The following is an 18,566-nucleotide window of genomic DNA, read 5'->3' as shown; positions in this document are numbered from 1 at the left end:
CTACGGGAACGGGGACTTCATCATCCACACAGGAGCATGGAGTTGGCGTGCTGTTCGCGTCGTCGCATCGTCACCTCGGCCGCATAGGATGCGCGCCATGCGACGCGCCAGGACTCACCGTCACTCTGTGGTACGGGCGTTGGCGGCCGCCCTGCTCTCCGCCGTACCGCTGGCCGCCGCCGGATCACCGGCCGTCGCGGCGGACTCCGTCGAACTGCCCGTCGTGCGTTCCACGCTGGCGCCCGACGACCCGTGTGCGAAGGCCTCGCCCAGGACGGCCCGGTCCGAGCCGTGGACGGTACGGGCCCTGGGGCTCGCGCGGGCCTCAATGATCTCGCAGGGCGCCGGAGTGACCGTCGCGGTGGTGGACACCGGTGTGGGGACGGGGATTCCAGGGCTCTCCGGCCGTGTCTCGGCGGTCGGCGGCGCGGACGAGGACTGCGTGGGGCACGGCAGCTTCGCCGCCGGGCTGATCGCCGCGGCGCGTATCGACGGAGTCGGTCCCGTCGGAGTGGCGCCCGGTGCGCGGATCCTGGCCGTGCGCGGCACGGACGAACGCGGTGTCGCCACGGCGGAGCTGCTGGCGGACGGCATCCGGGCCGCCGCCGACGGCGGGGCCGGGGTCATCTACGTCGGATCCGCGCTGGCCACCGGCAAGTCCGTGCTGACCGCCGCTGTCGCGCACGCGACCGAGCGCGACGCCCTGGTGATCGCACCGGCGGCGCCGGACGCGCTGCCCGTGGACCGGAGCGCCTCCGGCGGTGTCGTACGGGCCGAGCCCTGGTACTGGCCCGCGGCCGTCCCGGAGGTGCTGTCGGTGACGGACTACGGTCCCGGCGGGACACGTCCGGCCAACGCGCCGGTGGTCTCCGCCGTGGACCTCGCGGCGCCGGGCGACGCGGTGGTCAGCGTCGGCCCGAAGGGGCCGGGCCACTTCCTCGGCTCGGGAGCGTCGCTGGCCGCGGCACACGTGGCCGGTGCGGCGGCGCTGGTACGGGCGCAGCATCCGGACATGACGGCCGCGCAGGTCTCGCGCCAGCTCACGGTGGCGGCATATCCGGCGTCGCCGCCACGGCTGGATCCGTACGCGGCGATGACGGCGGTGCTGACCGGCGCCCGGGGCACGGTGCCGCGCCCGGCCCCGGCGCGAGTGATCACGAGGCCCTCCACCGCGCCGCGCGACCGGGCGCTGATCATCGCGGGCGTGGGCACGGGGCTGGTGCTGCTGACGGCGGCAGCGGCGGTGGTGATCCCGCGCGGAAAGGCCCGGGGCTGGCGCCCGGCGGGCGAGTAGGGCGCACCGCGTTCGGTCGGGTGGCGGGTGACGGGTGGCGGGTGGCGGACGTGAGGAAGAATGTCTGCGCCCGCGACGCACGCCACGAATGCCAGCGTGCCCGCGTCACCGGCCGTCCGATCCGGCTCCCAGCGGGCCGCGACAGGCAAGGAGCTGCTCATCGAACTTTGGGTCAGCCTCATTTCCGCGGCCGTTGCCGTGGTCAGCATCGCAGTCAGTTCCCTCAACGCCGCCCGCACGGTGCGCCTCCAGCACGGGCTGGAGACGCAGCGTTACGAAAAGGACAGGGAAGACAGCGCCGAGGAGATCGTGAGCCGGTACCGCGAGCCGTTGCTGCGATCGGCCTTCGAACTACAGTCACGGCTGTACAACATTGTCGCCCTTGACTTCTTCGACCGGCATCACCAGAGCGACGACCTCACGGAGTGGCAGTACGCCCGCGACAGCACGCTGTTCAGGTTGGGGCAGTACTTCGGCTGGGCCGAGATTCTTCGCCAAGGCATCCAGTACATCGACCTCGGCAGTACTGAGCGCACCCGAGAGCTGACCGCACGGCTAGACACCGTCAGCCACGTGTTCGCCAACACAGACTGGCATCCGCGTACGAGCATCTTGCGTCTCTTCCGTGACGAGCAGCGCGCGATCGGCGAGTGCCTCGTGGAGAGGGGCATCGAGGACCCACGCGGCCAGCGATGCCTCGGTTATGTTCAGTTCATGGAGCGCCTAGAGAACGATCCGTCATTTGGCCGCTGGTTCGCCCGCCTCAGCCAGGAGATCGACTCGCTGCAGGGCTCGGCACCACAGCGCCTGGGCCGACTCATTGGCATCCAGCACGAGTTGATAGCCGTTATCGAGTTCCTGGACCCGGACAGCACACGCTTTCCCGCGGCGCACCGAGGACGGATCCCACCTCAGGCTGCGCCATTCCAGTAAGGCGACTGCATCGAGGAGGCCCAGAGGGCGCTCCGACGAGTCCTCCGGCGGGATGGGGTGCGGTCGTCCGAGGCCGCAGCAAGGCGAGCGCCGGATCAAGGTCCGTCCGTCGCGCGTCATGTCGGATGGCAAGAAGAGACGCTCTCATAGCCACTGCCGGAGCCGGTGCCAGTCCCTGAGGAACCCGCCTCAGGCGCGCCGGTCGGCTGTCAGACCCTAGGGTCAGTCCATGGCCGAGGGTGAGCATCTCGTTGTTGTTGGAGCGGGCGTCTCCGGTCTGACCACCGCCGTTGTCCTGGCGGAGGCGGGGATGGCGGTGCGGGTGGTCGCTGATGAGGTGCCGGGCGTGACGTCTCTGGCAGCAGGCGCGATGTGGGGGCCGTACCTGGTCGAGCCGAAGGAGAAGGTCGACCACTGGAGCCGGTGCTCTTTGGACGTCTTTCAGCGGCTGGCCGTGGAACCGGACGTCACCGGTGTGCGGCTCACCAGTGGCATTGAGGCGTCGCGCCACTCCGAGGACCCGCCGGAGTGGGCCACGACGCTGCCCGGCTTCCGTCCGGTCGGCTGCGGCGAGTTGCCGGCGGGGTTCGCTTCGGGCTACCGATTCACCGTTCCTCTGATCAACATGCCTACGTACCTGGCGTATCTCCAGGGCCGTCTTCTGGCTGCGGGCGGGACGATCACGCGCGGCTCGCTGCGCTCCCTCGCTGAGGCGGGTCCAGCCTCGGCCGTCGTGAACTGTTCGGGTCTGAGGGCTGGTTCGTTGGTCCCTGATCCCGCGCTGCGGCCGATTCGCGGTCAGCACGTCGTGGTCGCCAACCCCGGCCTTACCGAATTCTTCAGCGAGGACACCGGCCTCTCGCCCGATCTCCTGTGTATCTACCCGCACGGCGACATCGTCGTCCTGGGTGGTACGGCCATCGACGGCCACCATGATCCGGCGGAGGACGAGGTCGCCGCTGCGGCCATCCTCTCCCGGTGCGTGGCGGTCGAACCCCGCCTGGCCGGGGTGCGGATCCTCGCTCACCGCGTGGGCTTCCGCCCGACCCGTGCGCGCGTCCGCGTCGAGGCGGACCGGCTGCCGAGCGGCATACGGCTGGTGCACAACTACGGCCACGGTGGTGCGGGAGTGACGCTGTCGTGGGGGTGCGCGGCAGAAGTGCGGAGGTTGCTGGCCGACAGTTGAGGCTGCGTGGAATTGCCGGCCAACGGGTTATTTTCGAATACCGTTCCCGCGCGTTTCTGCTTCAGGGCCGAGGAAAGAATTCCGTCCTTCTCTGGCGCCTTGGCGAACTCAGCTTGGAGAGGGAGTGCCACGTCGGCGGCGATGCCATGTCAGCGCGGGTGACACAACGGCAAGAGCGAACAAGACGCCCGCGGTGATCAGGTGCGCCGCCGTCCGGCCTTGGACGATGGCGTACAGCCCGCCGGCGACACCGCCCAGCGCCAGACCGAGCGCGGGCTGCCAACGGTCGGTGGTCAGTCCCGTGATCACCACCACGTAAGACGGCATCACGGCGAGAAACAACACCCAGCCACGCCACCCGAAGCCGTCCGCCGCGACACAGCCGCCGCGCGGTCCCGGTTGGCAACCGCCTTCGACAAGGCCGACGATCCCCCAGCTCACGGCCAGCATGACGAGGGCGCCGACCGGAATCCACGACCACTTCGTCTCACTGAACGGCCGGCTTCCCGACGACCGCTCCGCGTCGGCTCCGCTGTTCCCGCCGTGTCCCGACATCGCTCGATCATAGGGCCGCCGCGCGGGGTTGGGGAGTTCGAGGGACGACGTATCCCATGGCGGGGCTCCGCCTCCGGGCCCGGGTGTGGGCCGGGTCGGTGGCGGAGCCTTGTCGGCTGTGGTTATGCGTCGGTGTTTCTGGCGAATGCGACGAAGTTGGCCCAGGCGTCCGGTGTGAGTACGAGGGCCGGGCCGTGCGGGTTTTTGCTGTCGCGGACGGGGATGGCGCCGGGGAGGCCGTCAGCGACCTCGACGCAGGCCCCGCCCTCCTGATTGCTGTGACTGGACTTGCGCCAGACGGCGCCGCTGAGATCGGGTCGGGACACGCGCGGCACGGTAGTTGTCCTCCATCACGGATCGAATCAAGTCGAGTGACACGGTCGAGGGTAGGGCCTCAGCGCGCAGAAAATCGTAGTTCACGGTGTATGGCTTGACCTCCTCCGGTTCGTCGATCAGTTGGCCGGAGTCCGCACCTTCGGTGTACGCCACGGTGCCCCCGTCCGGTAGGTCCAAGATGTTGAGCGAGCCGCCCATAGCGGCGTGTTCGCCGTGACTGAACGGCAAGACCTGGAGGGTGATGTGCGGCTCCTTGGCCGCTTCCAACAGGCGTGCCATCTGGCCACGCATGACCGCCGGACCACCGACAGGACGGAGGAACACGGCTTCATCCAGAATGACCCAGAGCTGTGGAGCATCGGCGGCACGGAGGCGTTCTTGCCGTGCCAATCGAGAGCTCACCCGCTGTTCCAACTGCTCCGGAGTCCTCAACGAGCGCCCAAGGCGCAGCATGGCGCGTGCGTACTCCGGCGTCTGAAGCAGACCATGAACCGGCTGGCCCATATACGCCCAAATGGCCACTGCCTCGGCTTCGGCGGCCATATAGGCCCGCGACCAGTCCGGAAAATTCTCGCGGTACATGTGCGGCCAGAGATCCACCAGCAGGCCGTCGGCGCGCACCGCCTCGTCGAGCTGTTGTGTCAGCGGCAGGGTCGGCATCGTCGCCGTCGCCCGTTCGATCTGTGTGATGCGTGTGCTGTGGACGCGCACTCTCGTCCCCAGCGCTTCTTGGGTCAGGCCGGCCGCCAGGCGTAACCGCTTCAGCCGGTGTCCGAACAAAGTGCGCATGGAATCCGAAGGATCCAGCGGATCAACGCCTTTGGCCATGGCTTCACTTCCCCACCTGAATGATCGTGGATTCAGCAGCAACCGCCTTTCGATCGTACGTGGATCAGCCGACTCTGAGAGAGACACAGAGATATGGACCACTCCTGAAGGCGAAAGGCAAGGCGCTTCCCATGGACGACGCGGCCCTGGGCGGTGTGGACGGCGCAGGCTCCGCACCACCGGTTCGATGGCCCTCGTGCCCCTGCGGGTCTCGTCAGAGCCCGCATTACCTGGCTCTCTCCGCCGCCGCGTTCGGCTGCGACGTGTGCGCCGCGTTGGTCGCGCAGCGCGGAGACGCTCTCGCGGCCGGCGATCTGCGTGGCGCGCGGGACTACGACGACGAACTGCGCAACCACTCACACGGAAAGGCGGTCGGCCGATGACGAGGAGAACCGGCATGACATACGCGACCCAGAAGGCGACCCGCAAAGCGCCCCGCACAGCGAAGGAAGGACCGGGCGGTCTCCGTATTGGAATGGTCGTCTACGACAGCGCCTGCGAAATGGTCGGCACGATCGACGAATTCATGGGTCCGCTGGTGCACCTCTCGCGTCCCACCGGCCTCACCTGGCAGAGCCGTTGGGTCTCCTTACGGCAAGGCACCGCGTATGAACGGCGGCAGCTCCGCGCGATCGGCGCTCTGCACCGACAGCGCCGGAAGGGCTTCCCGGCCTGAGTGCGCCGACACGCGCACTCCGGCCCGGAAGCCCTCCCGCGAAGCCCTCCTCGGCTCAGTCCCGCAGCGCCGTCTGCACCCGTACCGTCTTGCGCCTCGCGATACGCGTCGCGCGGCCCGGCGGGAGGATCTGGCCCTTGACGTTGCCGAAGACATAACCCTCCGACGGCGGGCACGACAGCAGCAGGCCCGGTGTGTTGACCTCCTGGAGCCGTCGCATGAGATGGTCGCTCAGACCGCGTCCGGCGCCCGAGGCGGAGCGGGCGACGACGAGGTGCAGGCCCACCTCGTAGCCGAGCGCGAGCTGGTCGAGCAGCGGGTCGAACGGCGCGTTCATCGGGCCCGTCCCGACCATGTCGTAGTCGTCGACCAGGATGAACAGCCGCGGTCCCGACCACCAGTCGCACAGCCGCATCCGGGCCGGTGCGATGTCCGGGCCCGGCACGCGTGTTTTGACCGCGCGCGCCGCTCCGTCGATGAGGTCCCGCAGACTGTCGATGGAGACCGCGTGTCCGAGCCGGTAGGCGTCGGGGATGGTCTCCACCAGATCGCGGCGGTAGTCCACGACCATGATCCGTGCCTCGGCCGGGCTGTAGCGGTCCATGATGGCCTTGGCCGTGAGCCGCAGCATATTGGTCTTGCCGCTCTCGGTGTCGCCGACCACGATCATGTGCGGGTTCTCGCTGAAGTCGTGCCACACGGTGGAGAGCTCGTCCTCCTCCAGGCCGATCGGCATCCGGAAGTCGCCTTCCGGCGCCGGCAGTTCCGCCACCGGCAGGACGGTCGGCAGCATCCGCACCGGCGGCGCGGGCGGGCCCTGCCAGCTCTCCGCGACGGCGGAGACCAGGCCCGCGACACCGTCGCTGAGGTCGTCGGCCCGCTCCGTACCGTCGATGCGCGGCAGCGCGGTGAGGTAGTGGAGCTTGCCCTCGCGGGTCAGGCCGCGGCCCGGGAGGCGAGGGACCGTGGCCGCGCGGCGCATGTCGATCTCGGAGTCCATGGGGTCGCCCATCCGCAGCTCCAGATGGGTGGCCGCCTGGTCGCGCACGGCGGAGGACAGCTCCACCCAGCGGGCGGTGGTGACGATCAGATGGACGCCGTAGTTGAGACCGCGGGCGGCGATGGCGTTGAACGTCGTGATGTGCCGGTCGTAGTCCTGCCGTACGGTCGACCAGCCGTCGATCACCAGGAACACGTCTCCGTGCCGCTCGTCCGGGAACTCACCGGCGTCGCGGCGGCGGCGGAAGGTCGCCATGGAGTCGATGCCCTGGTCGAGGAAGAAGCGTTCCCTGGCCGCCAGCAGCGTGTTGACCTCGGCGATCGTACGGCCCACCCGCTCGCTGTCCAGACGCGCCGCGACGCCGCTCATATGCGGAAGTCCGGCCAGACCGGCCAGTGTGCCGCCGCCGAAGTCCAGGCAGTAGAACTGCACTTCGCGCGGGGTGTGGGTGAGGGCCAGCGCGGTGAGGATCGTACGGACCATGGTGCTCTTGCCGCTCTGCGGTCCGCCCGCGACGGCGATGTGCCCGCCCGCGCCCGCCAGGTCGACCAGCAGCAGATCGCGGAGCTGGTCGAAGGGCCGGTCGATGATGCCGATGGGCACCTGGAGCCGGCCCCGGCCCGGCCAGCCGACGGTGGTGAGTCCCAGTTCGGGATCGGGCGTCAGCGGCGGCAGGACCTGGTCCAGGGTCGACGGCAGATCCAGCGGCGGCAGCCACACCTGGTGCGCCGGCGGTCCCGAGCCGAGCAGCCGCTCCACGGCGACGGACAGCAGCGTGTCGCCGGTCTCCTCCGACTCCGGCTCGGGCTCCGGCGCGGCGGGCAGGTGGCGCGGCACCACATAGCCGCTCGTCCACGGCAGCGTCTGGCTGGCCACCCGGGCCTGGTTGGCGCCGCCGCGCCGCTGCCGGTACGGGCCCGACACATACGCGGCGCGGAAGCGGGTCAGCGCCTCCACACCGGACTTGAGGAAGCCGCTGCCGGGCTGCGGCGGAAGCTGATAGGCGTCCGGGACTCCCAGCACACCACGGCTCTCCATGGCGGAGAAGGTGCGCAGCCCGATGCGGTACGAGAGATGGCTCTCCAACTGGTGCATCCGGCCCTCGTCGAGCCGCTGCGAGGCCAGCAGCAGATGGACGCCGAGGCTGCGTCCGAGCCGCCCGATCATCACGAACAGCTCCATGAACTCGCGGTGTGCGGCGAGCAGTTCGCTGAACTCGTCGACGACGACGAACAGGCTGGGCAGCGGTTCCAGCGGAGTCCCGGCGGCCCGCGCCTTCTCGTAGTCCAGGGCGGAGGTGTAGTTCCCGGCGCTGCGCAGCAGCTCCTGGCGGCGGATCAGTTCGCCGTGCAGGGCGTCCTGCATCCGGGAGACCAGCGCGGCCTCACCGGCGAGGTTGGTGATGACGGCCGAGGTGTGCGGCAGCTCGTCCAGGCCGAGGAAGGTCGCGCCGCCCTTGAAGTCGACGAGGACGAAGTTGAGCGTCTCGGAGGAGTTGGCGAGAGCGAGGGCCAGGACCAGGGTCCGCAGCAGTTCGCTCTTGCCGGAGCCGGTGGCGCCGATGAGCATGCCGTGCGGGCCCGTGCCGCCCTGGGCGGACTCCTTGATGTCGAGTTCCACCGGGACGCCGTCCGCGCCGACCGCGATCGGTACGCGCAGCCGGTTGGGCCCGGTGTTGCGCTGCCACAGCGTCGGCGGATCGTGCCGGAACAGATCGGGAATGCCCAGCAGGGTGGTCAGTTCGACATTGGTGGAGAGCGGCTCGGCGACATCGGTGCCCATGCCCATGCGGTACGGCGAGAGCCGCTTCGCGAGGGCCGTGGCGCCGCTCGGGCCGAAGCTGTCGGGACGCCCGAGCCTGGTGGTCTGCTCCTTGCGCTCCCGGTCGGTGCGTACCAGGTCGAAGGCGTCCTCGGCCACGTCGAAGCGGAGCGTGACCCGGCCCGGCCGCCAGGTCAGCGCGCCGGTGAGGTCCAGTACGACGGTGTTGCGCAGCCCGGGGCCGTCCAGCCGGTGGCCGCCGGGGACGGTGCCGCCGTCGATCACGATGACGGTGAACGGCTCCTCGCGGCCGGGCACCGAGTCGGGGTCGAACGGCGGCCGCTCCAGGAACTCGGCGCCGAGCAGGTCTTCCAGTTCGTTGAAGGCCGAGCCGGTCATCCGCGCGGGACCGGCGCCGTCGCTCTCCTGCGGATGGAGATTGTGCGGCAGCCACTTGACCCACTCCCAGTCCTGCCGCCGCTCGTCGGACACGCACAGCGCCAGCCATACGTCGTCCGGCGAGTGGAAGGTCACGAGCTGGGCGACGATCGCGCGGGCCACCGACCGTATCCGCTCCTCGTCGCCTCGGAACAGCACCCGGGCCCAGGCCCGCAGATAGATGGCGATGGGCTGCTCGGGCACGGTCGTATACGCGCGGATGAAGCTGCGCAGCGCGTGCGCGGCCAGCGGCTCCAGGTCCTCGACGGGACTGGTGGACATCGGAGTCAGCCGCAGTCCGAGCTTCTGCTCGCCGACGGCGACCCGGACCTCGCCGAAGTCCTCGTCCTGCGGGCGCCGTTCCCACAGCCGGGTGGAGCCGACCAGCGACCACAGGGCGGCGGGCACCGGATGCCGCCAGGCGAGCGCGCGCTGCTGGTCGACGACGGCGGCCCTGACCTTGCGCCGGGTCTGCGTGAGATAGCGCAGATAGTCGCGGCGCTCGCCCTTCAGCCGCTGCTTGCGCTCGCCGCTCCTGCGCATCACCTGGCCGACCATCATGGCTCCGGCGGAGACCACCATCAGTCCCAGCGCCAGATAGATGAAACCGCCGCTCCCGCCGGCCATGCCGGGCCGCATGAACATCAGCATCATGGAGACGGACATGAGCGCCATCGGGAGATAGGTCCAGACGGCGGAGGAGTCCGGGACCACCTCGGGCAGCGTGGGCGGCTCCTGGAGGCTGACTTCGCCCTCGGGCATCTCCGGGCCGCGCCTGCGGGCCGGCCTGCGAAACAGGACCACACTCAAGGACGGTCTCCTTAACGGCGCTGAAACGTGGCGGGTTGACGGATCGGGAAGGGTCGGGGACGGGCCGGTGAACGCTCGCGTGGAGATGGTCGATTCCGGTGTCCGCCGTCCCGGCGGCGGGCGGCTGATACTACGATCCGTCGAGCGGACCGCCAAGGATCAACCTTGCACATCTCTCTGTCTGTTCGGGGTCCTCGCGTGGAGCGCCCGGTGATCGACGCCGGAACCTCACGTGCCCGTCGGACAGACAGCCGGAACCGGAGAGGCGTGACCCAGCCCGATGACTGACAACCAGGTGGCCGGCGCGTGCCGCCTGACGGTGCGTGCCCCGGCCAGAACCATCGACCTCGCCGTACCCGCCGATGTCCCGGTGGCCGATCTGCTGCCGGCGATTCTCGGCTACGCGGGAGACGGCCTGGAGGAATCCGGCATCGAGCACGGCGGCTGGGTGCTCCAGCGGCTCGGTGGCGAACCCATGGACGAGGAGCGCACCCTCGACTCGTTCGACCTGCGCGACGGCGAGACCGTCTACCTCAGACCCCGTACCGACGCCCTGCCCGAGGTACATCTCGACGATCTGGTGGACGGCATCTCCACCACCATGCGGCAGCGCCCGCACGGCTGGAGTCCGGAGGCCGGGCGACGACTGCTGCGCGGGCTCGCGGTGGCCGTGCTGCTCACCGGAATGCTGGTCCTCGCGCTGCCCGGCGGATCCGTCGCGCCGAGGGCGCTGTGCGCCGCCGCCGCCGGACTGCTGCTGCTCGCCGGAGCGGCCGCCGCCGGCCGCGCGGTCGGCGACGCGGCGGCGGCCGCGACGCTCGGCTTCATGGTCGGCCCGTATCTGGCGCTCGCCGGCTGGCTGCTGACCGGTGGCGAGCTGACCGGCCCGGACGCCCACGAGGTGCTGGGCCCGCGGCTGCTCGCCGCGTCCGCAGCGGGCGCGGGCGGCGCGGTGCTCGCGCTGGCCGCGGTGGCGTCGTTCGCGGCGCTGTTCCTCTGTCTGGCCGTGGTCGCGGCCTTCGGCGCGCTCGGCTCGGTCCTGATGATCACCGCGGATCTCGCGCCGCAGCAGGCCGCCGGTGTCGTCGCGCTGACCGCCGTGGTGCTCGGCGCCTTCGTGCCGTCGCTGTCGTTCCGGATGTCCGGACTGCGGATGCCGCCTCTGCCCACCAACGCGCAGCAGCTCCAGGAAGGCATCGAACCGCATCCCACCGCCGTGGTCGCCACCCGCGCCGTGCTCGCGGACGGCTGGATGACCTCGCTGTACGGGGCCGTCGGCGTGGTCTGCGCCGGCTGTCTCGCGCTGCTGGTGCGCCGTGCCGGACTTCCCGAGGTCTGTATGGTGCTGGCGCTGGTCCTGCTGCTGATGCTGCACGCGAGAGGGCTGGGCAACGTATGGCAGCGGCTCTCCCTGGTGCTGCCCGCCGCATGGGGCGCGGTGCTGCTGGTCCTCGCCGGTGTGCACGGCGCGGCGCCGGAGACCCGGCTGCTGGCCACCGGTGGACTGCTGGCCGCCACCGCGGTCATCGCCATCCTCTCCTGGACCGTGCCGGGGCGCCGGCTGGTGCCGTACTGGGGCAGGGCCGCGGAGCTGCTGCACTCGGCGGCGGCGATCAGCCTGCTGCCTCTGGCCCTGTGGGTGCTCGGCGTCTACGGCGACCTGCGCGCCCTCAACGGCTGAACCGCTGAACCCGAGGGAGCACCGCTGTGCAGTCCAAACGTGATCAGGTCCAGGCGCACATGTTCGTCATGGGACGGCTGACGTCCGGCATGCTCCGCGGCGACCCGGACGCGCCGGAGAGCCCGCAGGGCAGAACCAACCGGGGCATCGCGATGGGCGTGGTGATCGCCGTGCTGCTGTCGGCGGGCGCGTTCGTCTTCGGTCTGCTCAAGCCGGGCACCAAGGACTCCTGGCGCGAGGCCGGGACGCTGGTCGTCAACAAGGACACCGGCTCCCGCTATCTCTATCTGGACGGCCGGCTGCGGCCGGTGCGCAACTACGCGTCGGCGCGACTGCTCGCCGGCGCCGACATGGCGACCAGCAGCGTCGGAGCCGCCTCGCTGCGCGGCACTCCGCACGGCGCGCCCGTCGGCATCAACGGCGCGCCCGACGCGCTGCCGGCGGGCGGCGATCTGGACACCGGTCCGTGGCAGGTGTGTTCGGGCACCACCGCCGGTGCGTCCGGCACCACGCTCGCCGTGGGTTCGGCCGCCGGCGGCGAGGGCCTGGCCACCTCGCGGGCGCTGCTGGTGACCGGGCCGGACAAGGCCGACTATCTGGTGTGGCGCGGCAGCAAGCTGCGCCTCGACCGGGAGCACGGCGCCGCAGAGGCCCTCGGTTACGGCTCCGCGCCACGCGTCCCGGTGTCGGCGGCGTTTCTGAACTCCCTGCCCTCCGGGCCCGATCTGGCCGCGCCCGAGGTGCCGGACAGAGGCAAGGGAGGACCGGAGCTGAGCGGCAGGAAGACCCGGATCGGCGAGGTCTTCCGGGTGACGGTGCCCGGCTCCGCCGAGCGGTACTACCTGCTGCGGCGCGAAGGACTGGCGCCGCTCACGGCCACCGGGGCCGCGCTGGTGCTCGGCGACCCGGAGACCAGGGAGAAGGTGTACGGAGGCGGCGCCGCGGCCGCCGCGATGCTGGGGACGGACGCGCTGGACGGCCGGCTGGCCGCACCGGTCTCCGGGTCCGGGACCGCCGGAGAGCTGCCGGAGGCGCCGCCGAAGGCGATGACCGTGGAGCGGGACTGGACCGCCTGTGTCCGGATCCAGGCGGGCGGCACCGGCACACGGGTGGGCGTGGCCCTGGTGCGTCAGGCCGCTCTCGGCCCGGCCGCGCAGGCGCCGCCGGAGGGACTGACGCCGGCCTGTGTGGCGGTCGGACGGATCACCGTACGGCCGGGCGGCGGCGCTCTGGTGCGTGCGCTGGGCGCGGGCGGCGGCGCTCTCGGAGGCACCGTCTATCTGGTGACCGACACGGGCATGAAGTACCGCGTGGCCTCGGCGGACGCCATGGCGGCGCTCGGATACGCGGAGAGCCAGGCACAGGGCCTTCCGGCTCCGCTGCTGGCGATGCTGCCGACCGGTCCCGACCTCACACCGGAGGCCGCCGCGACGGGCCGGGCCGCCACCACGGCCACGGCGTGCGGCCGCGATTGACCGTGCCTCACGTTGAACTGAGGTTACGTCAGGACGAATTGTTGGTACGGCAGGTGGCAAGGACCGGCGTCCAGTAAAGGAACTTCCTGGAACTCATTGCTCCCGGAACTGCCGCCTGTCTACGTTTAGCTGCCCGGACGACTCGACGCGATCAGCAGGAGGTGCAGGTCCATGGCGGGCATGCAGCAGTCAGAGGCACGCGCCACACAGAACGGCGTCAACGCCCTTGAGCAGGCGTTCACCGGCATTCAGAACAGCCGGCAGGACGTCGAGAACATGAAGTTCAACCTCGCTTCCGGGCTGAAGGGCTCGGACGGCAAGGCGTATCAGGACCTGCTGAAGCAGTGGGACGACCAGGCGGAGATCATCTCCCGCAATGTCCGGGACATGATCGACACGCTCAACGAGACGCTCCGGCAGCAGGGTTTGACCCAGGGGTCCTCCAACGAGGCCATCAACCAGGCGTACAGCCAGTCCCAGTCGGTGTTCGACGCCTTGCACGGCTGACCTGCCGCATGGCTGACCGGCAACCACTCCACCCTGTACCCGCTGCGAGACGAGGCAAGTGATGAGCGATTTCACCGACGGACAAATCTACGTCGACTACTCCCATATGCAGAACGCCGCGGACGACATGGTCCAGCAGACCAAGGCGATCGCGAGCATCATCGTGAATCTGGACGCCGAACTCCAGGAGCTCAAGAACACCTGGGAAGGTGACGACAGGGCGGTGTACAGCGAGAAGCAGGCGGCATGGAACCAGGCCGTCGACGCCATGAAGGCCCTGCTCGCCAGTCACTCGGCCCTGCTCACCGAAGTCTCCGACGTCTACCAGCACAGCGAGAAGTCCCTGACTCAGTTGTGGGAGGGCGTCCGCGTCGGTCGCTGACCCGCGGCGCAACCCACCGGGCGGCTGCCCACGCGTACCGCGGGGCGGCCGTCCAGGTCCTGTTCGATCCGAACCAGGAGGAAGACGGCATGGCGGACAGTGCTCCCGTAAACCTGGACAAGGCGTGGCTGGAGAATTTCCTCAACCAGGACATCGAGACCTTCAAGGAAGAAATCAGAAAGATCCTGGGGGACGGGACGCTCTCCGACGGCGGTGTGGTGCCCGCGCTGTCCAATCTGCTGCCGGAAGGTGATCTCGGAGAGGACGCGCTGCCCGGTGGCGCGCTGCCGCTGACGATCGGCGGAATGGTCAAGGACGGCGCCACCAACGGCCAGCATCTCAGCACCGCGGTGGTCAAGATGATCACTGATGTCACTGCCATTCTCGATGATCAGAAGATTCTGTTCGACAGTATCGACGAAAATCTTCAGACCACTCTGGAAAAGCTCTTCAAGGCGCAGGGTGAGAACCTGGAGAAGATCGACGGGCAGAAATTCCTGGACATCTTCTCCGACGTGGACGACATCCTCGGCGGGAACAGCGGCGGGGACGACGACTGATCATGGCCGAAGAAAATGTCGTACCGCTCACCTCTGACAATGACTCATGGCTCCAGGCCGTGAGTCTGTTCACCGGGTATGCGGCGCCTGCGCGGGACGGTCTGTTCAACAGCCTCATCGGGAACGACGGAATTCCGCAGATGAAGGTGGAGATCACCAAGCAGGGCTCGGTGACCTATGTCGACGTGGACGACCTCAACTGGATGGTCGAGAACTCGGGCTGGCGTATCGAGAACACCGACTTCGTGATCCCGTTCTATGCCACCAGCGGTGATACGGCGTCGGCGGGCGACCAGGTCTCCATGTACAAGGCGCGTTTCACGCTGCTGGGCAACAAGAGCGGTGACGGTCCTCCGGCCGGCGGAGTGGTCGAGGGCGGCGAGTTCAAGAGCCAGTACGAGAACCACCTCGGCCTGTCCGGCGACAAGGCGACCTGGAGCACCGAGGCCCTCACTCAGTACAGCTATGGCACCGGCCGGGCGCTGGAGGCACTGCTCTACAACGACCACGGGACGCACGGATTCTCGTGGAACGGCAAGAACGTGGTGAACGACCAGGCCGTCTCGCTGGCGTCCTTCGACACCGCGGCCGACGCGTTCGACCGGGTCGCGCAGTTCTTCGTGGACCGCAAGAACGCCGTGGAGGAGTGGGAACGCCGGATCGGCGTGGAGGAGAACGACGCCTGGCGCGGCCAGGCGGCCGGCGTCTTCTGGAATCTCGTCCATACGCTCAGCAAGCAGTACGCCGGTTACGCGAAGGACATGCGGCCGGGCAGCACCGGCTCCAAACAGGGCGACGAGATACGCGCCGCGAAGGACGACTTCCGCAAGGCGGTGGTCGAGCTGCACCGCCGGTGGATGGACTGGGAACTCTACATGGGGAATCCGCTCCGGTGGCTCCATGACCTGTTGAAGGAAATCGCGGACCATGTGTGGGAACACAATATAAAGCAGATCACCTACAAGGTGAACAGTACGGGCGGTTACTACACGAGCAGCTACTACACGACGTATCACACGACGGGCGCGTTCAGCCAGAACGCCTTTCGGCTCGGAAAGCCCGATGATTTCGGTCCGCTGGACGAAACATCCACCTGGAAGAAGGTCGGAGAAAGAGCGATAGAGAACTGGCAGGCTTCCGTCGTTGAGAATCTCGTGAAGCCCGCCGATGAAGCACTGAAACTTGTGCACAACAGTTGGAGCACCAAGAACTTCGACCTCGGATCCATCAGGACGAGGGGCGGCGGCGACCTGTCGAGCAGCTACGCCGACGACAAGGCCGAAAAGGACGCCGACAAGGCCAAGGCGGACGCCGACGCCGCGGAGAAGAAGCAGGACGATTTCATCCAGTGGCAGAAGGACCAGGCGGCCGCTGCCGCCGCTGCCGCCGCCGCGGCGAAGAAGGAGCAGGAGGAGAAGGAGGCCGCGGCGAAGAAGGAGCAGGAGGAGAAGGAGGCGGCCGCCAAGAAGGAGCAGGAGGAGAAGGAGGCCGAGGCCAAGGCGGAGCAGGAGAGGCGGGACAAGGAGCAGGCGGAGAAGGAAGCCACCGCCAAGGCCGAGCAGGAGCAGAAGGAGCACGAGCAGGAACAGAAGCAGGAGGAGGCCGAGAAGAAGCAGGAGGCCAAGGAGGCCGAGCTCAAGGCCGAGCAGGAGCGGAAGGAGCAGGAGCAGGAGCAGAAGCAGGAGGAGGCGGAGAAGAAGCAGGAGGAGGCACAGGCCCGCCAGGAACAGATGCAGATCATGCAGATGAATCAGGCGAAGGCCGAACAGGAGAAGGCGAAGAAGGAGCAGGAGGCGAAGGAGGCCGAGCAGGAGGCCAAGCAGGAGGCGAAGGAAGCCGAGCAGGAGGCCAAGCAGGAGGCCAAGGAGGCCGAGCAGGAGGCCAAGGAGAATCGGCTCCGGGCCGAGCAGGAGCAGAAGCAGGCCGAGGCCGAGAAGAAGCAGGAGGCCAAGGAGGCCGAGCTCAAGGCCGAGCAGGAGCGGAAGGAGAAGGAGCAGGAGGCCAAACAGGACGAGGCGGAGAAGGAACAGCGGCAGCTCCGGGCCGAGCAGGAGCAGAAGCAGGAGCAGAAGGAAGCAGAACAGGAGCAGAAGCAGGCCGAGGCGGAACAGAAGCAGGACCGGCTCCGGGCCGAGCAGGAGCAGAAGCAGGAGCAGAAGGAAGCCGAGCAGGAGCAGAAGCAGGCCGAGGCCGAGGCCAAGCAGGAGGCCAAGGAGAAGGAGCGCGAAGAGGCGCAGAAGCAGGCCGAGGCCGAATACGAGCGTCAGCGGGAGACCGCGCTCAACGGCGGCGACCTCTCGTCGCTGGCTCCGCCGACGATCAGCGGCCCGGTGTACCAGGGCAGCGATCTGCCCGGCAGCGATATCGGTGTGCCGCATCTCGATCCGGACGGCCGCGTGGTGACGGATTATCCCGACGGCAGCCGTACGACGATCGACCCGGACACGCACACGGCGACTGTCACCCGACCGGACGGCAGCTCCATATCCGGTCCGCTCAACTCCGGCGACTCACTGCACAATCCCGACGGCAGCGTGTCGCATCTCGACCCGCGGGGCCAGGTGGTCACGGAATTCCCGGACGGCAGTACGTCCACCCTCGACCCGAGCACCGGTGCGACCACACACACCTACCCGGACGGCACGACGACCTCCGGCTATCTGAACGGCGGCGGCGACGGGCCGGCTTCGTACGACGTGCCGTCGTACGGTTCGTCCTCGCACGACTCGTCGTCGTACGGTTCGCCGTCCTACGAGGAGGAGCTCTACGACGACCTGCCGTACGAATCGCCGTACGACAGGCCCTCGTTGGCCGCCTCCGGACTGTCCGCCGCTCCGATGACCGGAACGCCGCTGAACACGGGGTCTCTCCCGGGATCCGGCGCGGGCGGCGCGCCGGCGGGCGGCATGCCGATGGGCGGGATGCCGATGGGCGGCGGTATGGGCGGCGGTGGCGGCGCCCAGGGACAGTCGACCTCGGAGCGGGTCCGCAATGTGATCGACGGCGGGCAGGTCGTCAGCAACCGGGGCAGCCGTGGCAGCACGGGCACCGCCGGCGCGAGCCCTCGCTACCGTGACGCGGAGGCCGCGACGCGGACCGGCACCACGGGTGGCTCACCGTATCCGGCTCCGATGGGCGGCGGCGGCGCTCCGGGCCAGCAGGCGACGCAGAGCGGCGACCGCGCGCGCGACGCCTGGGTGCAGGAGGAAGAGGACGTCTGGGGCACCGACGAGGGCGGCGCACCGGCCGTGATCGGCCGATGAGCGGTGGGAAAGAGCCTCTGGAGCCGATGGAACGGCGGCTGGCGCAGGCCATGGCCGAGCTCGAAGCCGTACAGGCCGCCGTCGCGCGGGCGGAGGACGAACTCCGGCAGGCCTCGCTCACCGTGCGCTCCAGGGACCGTGCGGTGGAGGTCACCGTCGGTCCTCAGGGAGAGCTGGCAGGGCTGAAGTTCCTGGACGGCAAGTACCGGACCATGAACGCCACACAGCTCGCGGCCTCGGTGCTGGAGGCCGCGAACCAGGGACGCGCGGAGATGGCCCACCGCGTGATCGAGACCTTCGCGCCGCTCACGCGGCCCAGCGGAAACGTGCCGGAGTTCGGCGGCGTCGACATCGAATGGGAGCGGATCTTCGGCTCCGCGCTCGGCGGCGGCGCGGGCGCCGGCTCCGGCCGGCCGGCGAGGGACCGGCTGCGCGACGAGATTCACGAGGACACGGACGACGGGCAGGCGAGAGGGAGAGGTCAGTCATGAGCGGTGTCTACGAGGCGAACCCCGGCGGCCTGCGGCGGAGCATCGACGGGATGAAGCGGCTCCCGGAGATGGCCAAGTCACTGGGCGAGGACTTCAGGCGGGCCGAGAACACCTACACCGAATGGCCAGGCTGGACGGACGACTTCGCGCGGCAGGTCCGGCCGAAGTACAACGACAACAATGAGTACTGCCTGCGGATCGGTACGGCTCTGTTCGGCGCTCTCGACGCGCTGGTGTCGGCGACGCTCGCCAACCTCGAAAACATCGAGGGAACACAGTCCGACGCGACCGAACAGATCCGGGACCATCAGCAGAAGACGGACACGGTGTTGTCCGGCGTTGACGGGCGCGGGAAGCACTGAGTGCAGGAGATAAATTTTCCTGAGGACG

17 protein-coding genes are annotated in these 18,566 nt (G+C 69.1%); 13 read left to right on the top strand and 4 right to left on the bottom strand.

Going from position 1 to position 18,566, the window contains the following annotated elements; all coding sequences use genetic code 11:
- Nucleotides 1-88 precede the first annotated feature (88 nt).
- The 3 genes from PV679_RS06685 to PV679_RS06675 all read left to right on the top strand — a co-directional run bounded on the left by PV679_RS06685 (nucleotide 89) and on the right by PV679_RS06675 (nucleotide 3,413).
- On the top strand, nucleotides 89-1,294 hold the full coding sequence (locus PV679_RS06685; protein WP_319679109.1) for a S8 family serine peptidase: 1,206 nt from the start codon (nucleotides 89-91) through the stop codon (nucleotides 1,292-1,294).
- 60 nt (nucleotides 1,295-1,354) lie between these two features.
- Nucleotides 1,355-2,227 (top strand): hypothetical protein, encoded by an 873-nt coding sequence (locus PV679_RS06680; protein ID WP_319679108.1) that lies wholly within the window; start codon nucleotides 1,355-1,357, stop codon nucleotides 2,225-2,227.
- 229 nt (nucleotides 2,228-2,456) lie between these two features.
- Nucleotides 2,457-3,413 (top strand): FAD-dependent oxidoreductase, encoded by a 957-nt coding sequence (locus PV679_RS06675; RefSeq protein WP_319679107.1) that lies wholly within the window; start codon nucleotides 2,457-2,459, stop codon nucleotides 3,411-3,413.
- Nucleotides 3,414-3,521: 108 nt separating this feature from the next.
- On the opposite strand, the gene PV679_RS06670 is transcribed toward PV679_RS06675, so the two are convergent.
- From PV679_RS06670 to PV679_RS06660, 3 genes are all read right to left on the bottom strand, one after another.
- A complete protein-coding gene (locus tag PV679_RS06670; protein WP_319679106.1) occupies nucleotides 3,522-3,968 on the bottom strand; it encodes a hypothetical protein in 447 nt (148 codons plus the stop codon).
- Between the two features lie 122 nt (nucleotides 3,969-4,090).
- Nucleotides 4,091-4,303: a DUF397 domain-containing protein gene (locus PV679_RS06665; RefSeq protein WP_319679105.1), complete on the bottom strand. Its 213-nt coding sequence runs from the start codon at nucleotides 4,301-4,303 to the stop codon at nucleotides 4,091-4,093.
- Nucleotides 4,209-5,093 carry a helix-turn-helix transcriptional regulator gene (locus PV679_RS06660; RefSeq protein WP_319679238.1) on the bottom strand — a complete coding sequence of 295 codons (885 nt, stop codon included), beginning with the start codon at nucleotides 5,091-5,093 and terminating at the stop codon, nucleotides 4,209-4,211. The genes PV679_RS06665 and PV679_RS06660 overlap by 95 nt, the downstream gene beginning before the upstream one ends.
- Nucleotides 5,094-5,263: 170 nt before the next feature.
- On the opposite strand from PV679_RS06660, the gene PV679_RS06655 reads away from it, so the two are divergent.
- Both PV679_RS06655 and PV679_RS06650 read left to right on the top strand, forming a co-directional pair.
- Nucleotides 5,264-5,515, top strand: coding sequence for a hypothetical protein (locus PV679_RS06655; RefSeq protein WP_319679104.1), 252 nt, complete (start codon nucleotides 5,264-5,266; stop codon nucleotides 5,513-5,515).
- A 14-nt stretch (nucleotides 5,516-5,529) separates the two neighbouring features.
- Nucleotides 5,530-5,808, top strand: a complete 279-nt coding sequence (locus PV679_RS06650) for a hypothetical protein (protein WP_319679103.1) — start codon at nucleotides 5,530-5,532, stop codon at nucleotides 5,806-5,808.
- 55 nt (nucleotides 5,809-5,863) lie between these two features.
- Here PV679_RS06650 and eccCa read toward each other — a convergent pair whose 3' ends face one another.
- Nucleotides 5,864-9,811, bottom strand: coding sequence for a type VII secretion protein EccCa (gene eccCa, locus PV679_RS06645; RefSeq protein ID WP_319679237.1), 3,948 nt, complete (start codon nucleotides 9,809-9,811; stop codon nucleotides 5,864-5,866).
- Between the two features lie 286 nt (nucleotides 9,812-10,097).
- Here eccCa and eccD point away from each other — a divergent pair, with 286 nt between their 5' ends.
- The 8 genes from eccD to PV679_RS06605 all read left to right on the top strand — a co-directional run bounded on the left by eccD (nucleotide 10,098) and on the right by PV679_RS06605 (nucleotide 18,538).
- Nucleotides 10,098-11,498 (top strand): type VII secretion integral membrane protein EccD, encoded by a 1,401-nt coding sequence (gene eccD, locus PV679_RS06640; protein ID WP_319679102.1) that lies wholly within the window; start codon nucleotides 10,098-10,100, stop codon nucleotides 11,496-11,498.
- Nucleotides 11,499-11,524: 26 nt separating this feature from the next.
- The gene (eccB, locus tag PV679_RS06635; protein WP_319679101.1) at nucleotides 11,525-12,973 is read left to right on the top strand and encodes a type VII secretion protein EccB; all 1,449 of its coding nucleotides are present in this window, start codon (nucleotides 11,525-11,527) and stop codon (nucleotides 12,971-12,973) included.
- A gap of 171 nt (nucleotides 12,974-13,144) precedes the next feature.
- On the top strand, nucleotides 13,145-13,480 hold the full coding sequence (locus PV679_RS06630) for a hypothetical protein (RefSeq protein ID WP_319679100.1): 336 nt from the start codon (nucleotides 13,145-13,147) through the stop codon (nucleotides 13,478-13,480).
- A gap of 61 nt (nucleotides 13,481-13,541) precedes the next feature.
- The gene (locus tag PV679_RS06625; protein WP_319679099.1) at nucleotides 13,542-13,862 is read left to right on the top strand and encodes a WXG100 family type VII secretion target; all 321 of its coding nucleotides are present in this window, start codon (nucleotides 13,542-13,544) and stop codon (nucleotides 13,860-13,862) included.
- A gap of 89 nt (nucleotides 13,863-13,951) precedes the next feature.
- On the top strand, nucleotides 13,952-14,422 hold the full coding sequence (locus PV679_RS06620) for a type VII secretion system-associated protein (protein WP_319679098.1): 471 nt from the start codon (nucleotides 13,952-13,954) through the stop codon (nucleotides 14,420-14,422).
- Nucleotides 14,423-14,424: 2 nt separating this feature from the next.
- Nucleotides 14,425-17,685 carry an AAWKG family protein gene (locus PV679_RS06615; RefSeq protein WP_319679097.1) on the top strand — a complete coding sequence of 1,087 codons (3,261 nt, stop codon included), beginning with the start codon at nucleotides 14,425-14,427 and terminating at the stop codon, nucleotides 17,683-17,685.
- Nucleotides 17,682-18,176: a YbaB/EbfC family nucleoid-associated protein gene (locus tag PV679_RS06610; protein WP_319679096.1), complete on the top strand. Its 495-nt coding sequence runs from the start codon at nucleotides 17,682-17,684 to the stop codon at nucleotides 18,174-18,176. Before PV679_RS06615 ends, PV679_RS06610 begins: the two co-directional genes overlap by 4 nt.
- Nucleotides 18,173-18,538, top strand: coding sequence for a hypothetical protein (locus tag PV679_RS06605; protein WP_319679095.1), 366 nt, complete (start codon nucleotides 18,173-18,175; stop codon nucleotides 18,536-18,538). Before PV679_RS06610 ends, PV679_RS06605 begins: the two co-directional genes overlap by 4 nt.
- Nucleotides 18,539-18,566 lie beyond the last annotated feature (28 nt).

The sequence above is a fragment of the Streptomyces sp. AK02-01A genome, from assembly GCF_033795305.1.
Classification (GTDB): Bacteria; Actinomycetota; Actinomycetes; order Streptomycetales; family Streptomycetaceae; genus Streptomyces.
This window is presented reverse-complemented; position numbering and strand designations above follow the sequence as displayed.

Excerpts from the sequence above, each read along its gene's own strand:
- PV679_RS06610 (WP_319679096.1), top strand. The coding sequence starts at position 17,682 with ATGAGCGGTGGGAAAGAGCCTCTGGAGCCGATGGAACGGCGGCTGGCG.
- PV679_RS06670 (WP_319679106.1), bottom strand. The coding sequence starts at position 3,968 with ATGTCGGGACACGGCGGGAACAGCGGAGCCGACGCGGAGCGGTCGTCG.
- PV679_RS06655 (WP_319679104.1), top strand. The coding sequence starts at position 5,264 with ATGGACGACGCGGCCCTGGGCGGTGTGGACGGCGCAGGCTCCGCACCA.
- PV679_RS06660 (WP_319679238.1), bottom strand. The coding sequence starts at position 5,093 with ATGCGCACTTTGTTCGGACACCGGCTGAAGCGGTTACGCCTGGCGGCC.
- PV679_RS06620 (WP_319679098.1), top strand. The coding sequence starts at position 13,952 with ATGGCGGACAGTGCTCCCGTAAACCTGGACAAGGCGTGGCTGGAGAAT.
- PV679_RS06630 (WP_319679100.1), top strand. The coding sequence starts at position 13,145 with ATGGCGGGCATGCAGCAGTCAGAGGCACGCGCCACACAGAACGGCGTC.
- PV679_RS06685 (WP_319679109.1), top strand. The coding sequence starts at position 89 with ATGCGCGCCATGCGACGCGCCAGGACTCACCGTCACTCTGTGGTACGG.
- PV679_RS06625 (WP_319679099.1), top strand. The coding sequence starts at position 13,542 with ATGAGCGATTTCACCGACGGACAAATCTACGTCGACTACTCCCATATG.
- PV679_RS06615 (WP_319679097.1), top strand. The coding sequence starts at position 14,425 with ATGGCCGAAGAAAATGTCGTACCGCTCACCTCTGACAATGACTCATGG.
- PV679_RS06675 (WP_319679107.1), top strand. The coding sequence starts at position 2,457 with ATGGCCGAGGGTGAGCATCTCGTTGTTGTTGGAGCGGGCGTCTCCGGT.
- PV679_RS06680 (WP_319679108.1), top strand. The coding sequence starts at position 1,355 with ATGTCTGCGCCCGCGACGCACGCCACGAATGCCAGCGTGCCCGCGTCA.
- PV679_RS06605 (WP_319679095.1), top strand. The coding sequence starts at position 18,173 with ATGAGCGGTGTCTACGAGGCGAACCCCGGCGGCCTGCGGCGGAGCATC.
- eccD (WP_319679102.1), top strand. The coding sequence starts at position 10,098 with ATGACTGACAACCAGGTGGCCGGCGCGTGCCGCCTGACGGTGCGTGCC.
- PV679_RS06650 (WP_319679103.1), top strand. The coding sequence starts at position 5,530 with ATGACATACGCGACCCAGAAGGCGACCCGCAAAGCGCCCCGCACAGCG.